5 protein-coding genes are annotated in these 3,597 nt (G+C 43.1%); 4 read left to right on the top strand and 1 reads right to left on the bottom strand.

From position 1 onward, the window contains the following. On the top strand, positions 1 to 121 hold a 121-nt coding region (locus tag H6G92_RS40740; RefSeq protein WP_199345129.1), incomplete at its 5' end, for a winged helix-turn-helix transcriptional regulator. A 19-nt stretch (positions 122 to 140) separates the two neighbouring features. On the opposite strand, the gene H6G92_RS38465 is transcribed toward H6G92_RS40740, so the two are convergent. Continuing rightward, the gene (locus H6G92_RS38465) at positions 141 to 311 is read right to left on the bottom strand and encodes a hypothetical protein (RefSeq protein ID WP_190971619.1); all 171 of its coding nucleotides are present in this window, start codon (positions 309 to 311) and stop codon (positions 141 to 143) included. A 680-nt stretch (positions 312 to 991) separates the two neighbouring features. Between H6G92_RS38465 and H6G92_RS38460 the strand changes: the two genes are divergently transcribed. The 3 genes from H6G92_RS38460 (at position 992) to H6G92_RS38450 (ending at position 3,175) form a co-directional block, all read left to right on the top strand. Next, the gene (locus H6G92_RS38460; RefSeq protein WP_190902065.1) at positions 992 to 1,243 is read left to right on the top strand and encodes a hypothetical protein; all 252 of its coding nucleotides are present in this window, start codon (positions 992 to 994) and stop codon (positions 1,241 to 1,243) included. Between the two features lie 260 nt (positions 1,244 to 1,503). Then, a complete protein-coding gene (locus H6G92_RS38455; RefSeq protein WP_199345148.1) occupies positions 1,504 to 1,728 on the top strand; it encodes a hypothetical protein in 225 nt (74 codons plus the stop codon). A gap of 148 nt (positions 1,729 to 1,876) precedes the next feature. Further along, positions 1,877 to 3,175 carry a DNA cytosine methyltransferase gene (locus H6G92_RS38450; RefSeq protein WP_313890067.1) on the top strand — a complete coding sequence of 433 codons (1,299 nt, stop codon included), beginning with the start codon at positions 1,877 to 1,879 and terminating at the stop codon, positions 3,173 to 3,175. Positions 3,176 to 3,597 lie beyond the last annotated feature (422 nt).

The raw sequence follows: 3,597 nt of genomic DNA, 5'->3' as shown, positions 1-3,597 counted from the left end.
GACTCAAGGCAAAAAGCGATATGGCCAACTCAAACAACAGATTGTTGGTGTATCGCCGAAAATGCTGATTCAGAATCTGCGAAATTTAGAGCGCTATGGGTTAGGCACAAGCCTTGAATAAATCAGCGAATGGCACTAAGTTAAGCTGAAGAGTATGCAGCGTAAGAATTGCAGAGGGGCAGGGGTGCAAGGGTGCAGAGGTGAATTTCTAAATATCCGAACGCAATACCTAAAACTTCTTTTTTCTCCCCTGCTCCTCTGCTCCTCTGCACAAGAGCTGCCTCAACGATTTTCCCTTTTCTTAGTGCCATTCGGTTATGCTCGAATAGTATCAGATGAATATCTTTGTAAATACTGATACGCATCATATATACAACGGTATTTCAAGCATTCAATCTAGACATTAGTAAAAGCCTCATCTAAAGTGCGAGATGGGGCTTGATATGGTTTTCTCATGTTGCTAGTATAAGGCAACTATATAGCTAATAGATGCTCCGCTAGGCAGAATAAACAGCAATATAGCACTTTTAAGCGTAATAAATAATACAGTTTTTTCTAACTCACAAAATACTAAAGGCAGGATATACAAGTTTAATAACTGCCTTGTGCGTAACAGCCTCAACAAGTTTCTTTGGTTTACTGGTTTGGTATAAAGTTTCAACCCTCTATCTATATAGAGGGTTGAAACTACATCAGTCAAGAATGTGTTAATTACAGCAAACAGGTAAACAGTTGGCAGATGAATCAAAACTAGCCAGGTAATGACCAAATAGTATCAGTTGAGTACCTTTTAAGATAGTCAAATGCATCAGTTATGCAACAGCATTTACTCTCCAGTGGGAAAAAACTACTGACGATGAAAGTAATTCTTGAAGTATTTTTTTGTGAGGTAAAGACATGAGTGGTTTTGGAATTCAGTTTGATAGCGGCTCCCTGAATTGTAATGGCCGCGTATCACCACTGCTTACAAGTTCGACTTGGCACTTAGAAGATGAAGCTCAAGCTCAACAATATTACCAGTATCAGAAACAGAAAAATCCTGCTGTCAAATCCTGTGGGAGTGGGCATTAAACCTGTAGCCTTTATTGGGCATGGCTTTGAGCTTTTCTTAGTGCCATTCGGTTATGACTCCAAAGAAAAACGTGCTGCTCTACGCAAAAGAGGTATTCGCCCTCAATGGCCAAAACGAGTTTGGAAAACCAAGAAAAACACTCGGTTGACCCATCAAAATTTCTGTTCCTAGATTTCAACAAGAGCGGTGTTTCGCTTGGTATCAACGCAAATACCGTCGTCTTGTCGTCAGATGGGAACGTCGAAAAGTTTATTTTGATGCATTTATTGACCTCGCTACCATCCACATCTGGATTAACAAAATATTATTAGTGGGATAGGTTCATCGAAAACCGTGGTTGGCCTATCAATTATCGCGGCGACATTCTGATTCACGCAGCCAAGACCTGTACCAAAAAAGAGTACCAGGTAGCGAAAGAATTTTGCCAAGGGATGGGGGTAGAAATTCCAGAATTAATCTCTCTACGTCGCGGCCAAGTCATCGGTATTGTCACAATAGTAGATTGCAAGTTTTCACAAATTGCGTCTGGCTGGGGGCTACCTGGGCAATACCATTGGAAGCTGGAGAATCCACGTGAGATTACACCGATTCCCTACATTGGGCGGTTGGGAATTTTTGAAGTACCCGATGATTTGGTCATGGAGGTGGCTGCATGACTAAATCAGTAATAGCTGAGTTATCTGCAATACCCGAAAAATTCTTGAGAAAGCGGTCAAAACCTCACAGGGGGAATCAGTCGGTTGTCTTTATCAGTACCTCGAAACTAAAAAGCTACTTGATGGGAAGACTGTTTCTTATCCCCGTGTGATTGGTGAACGTGACCCGAATAATCCCTTTCATTGGCGATGGGCATTCAATTGGAAAGAGAAGATAAACGGGGCATGGAAAGGCAAAAGTATAGGTTCAATTCCCCCTGGCGCTGTTCCAATGATTCGGACACTGCAACAAGAGAGGGCAACACGAGAGAATATCATCGCCTTTATCAAAAAAGCGAAAACCAAAAAAACATTACCAAAATTAGATGTCTGCAAAAATTTTGATAATACAAAAATAAAACCAGTTCTGCCAGATGATGCCCCGATCGCTGTAGTACTTTTCGCAGGCGGCGGCGGAATAGAAGCTGGGATGGTTCAAGCTGGTATTCGCCCAGTCATTGCAGTAGAGTTTGACCCAAGTAAACCAGAACTGAGTCGGGCGATACCTTCGGCACACTTCGTGAACGCCAAAACCCATCACCGCAATTTCAGGGAATATGGGTGTAGAGTCATCCAGCTAACAATTCAAGAAGTAGCGCAGTTAGGATTTCTAGGTTTTCCTCGCCGCCCCGATTACCTTCATGCCTCCCCGGTGTGCGCCAACTTCAGCCAAGCTCACACAGCTAAGGCAGGTAAGGGTATTGAAACAGCTGATGATCTGACGGCTGCATTGGCTGTGGCAAAAGCCATCCGACAGTTGCAGCCACGGGTGTTTACGCTGGAGAATGTGCCGCGCTATCAGAACAGCCAGAGCTTTGCCATCATCTTGGATGCTTTGGAACAAGAGGGGTACTCGGTCGATTACAGCGTGGTCAACATGGCTGAATTTGGGTTGCCCCAGGCGCGGCGGCGGTTAGTTCTGGTTGCAAGTAGGGGTTTGAGCGTTGCAATACCCGCTCACAGAAAACCAATAGGTTGGTATGAGGCGTTCACGAAGTGTGCCGAAGGTATCGCCCATCTAATCCCTACGATGTCTGATTCACAACTACTCCCCAAACAACAGCAAGCGGTAGAACAATTTCTGGCGACGGGCATTCCCACACCACTGCTGATCGAACGAGTCGGAGGGCGTAAAGATGTGAAATACAAGCCTGCACATTTACCCTGCAATACGATATTGCGGTCGCATTTCACAGATCACAAAGGTTGCAACCGTAGTAAGTTCGCTGATATCTGGTTGCCGGATGGTACGGTCAAATCCTTGTCAATCCAAGGTGCAGCGAGATTACAAGGTTTTCCTGACTGGTACGAGTTTCCCAACGAAACTGCTACGGCGGGGTCAATCATCGGGTATTCTGTACCTCCCAGTTTTGCCGAGCAGTTATTCATGACTGCTCGCCCTTGTTAAGCGTTTGTCTCCAAAATCACACTTCTTATACAGGCTGATCTCTAAGATTTTTATTTGCACCCAGTTGAAAATAATTTTTACTAACTTTCTTAACTGTCTTAACTGTCCTTGCATTTTCGCTTCTTAGCTGAGAATATCTAAATGCCTAGATACCAATAGCAGTACATCAGCAATTACAGAAAGAATTTAATGGGTAAATAGTAATTATGAACCTGGGCAATAATTCTTTCATTTATAAATTGCATCTGCTAAATAATAAATTCTCAAAAAAACAAAGAGGTAATTTATGACCAATAGACTTGTCCGAAAACTCCAAAGCCAGACTGTTCAAAGCTTTGGGGCAAAACTTTGATATCTTCGTAAAAACGGAGGCATAAGGCTTTGAGATAGTTAGTGATAGTTTAGAGACATAAAAATTAACT

The sequence above is a fragment of the Nostoc foliaceum FACHB-393 genome, assembly GCF_014698505.1.
GTDB classification, from domain to species: Bacteria; Cyanobacteriota; Cyanobacteriia; order Cyanobacteriales; family Nostocaceae; genus Nostoc; species Nostoc foliaceum_A.
This window is presented reverse-complemented; position numbering and strand designations above follow the sequence as displayed.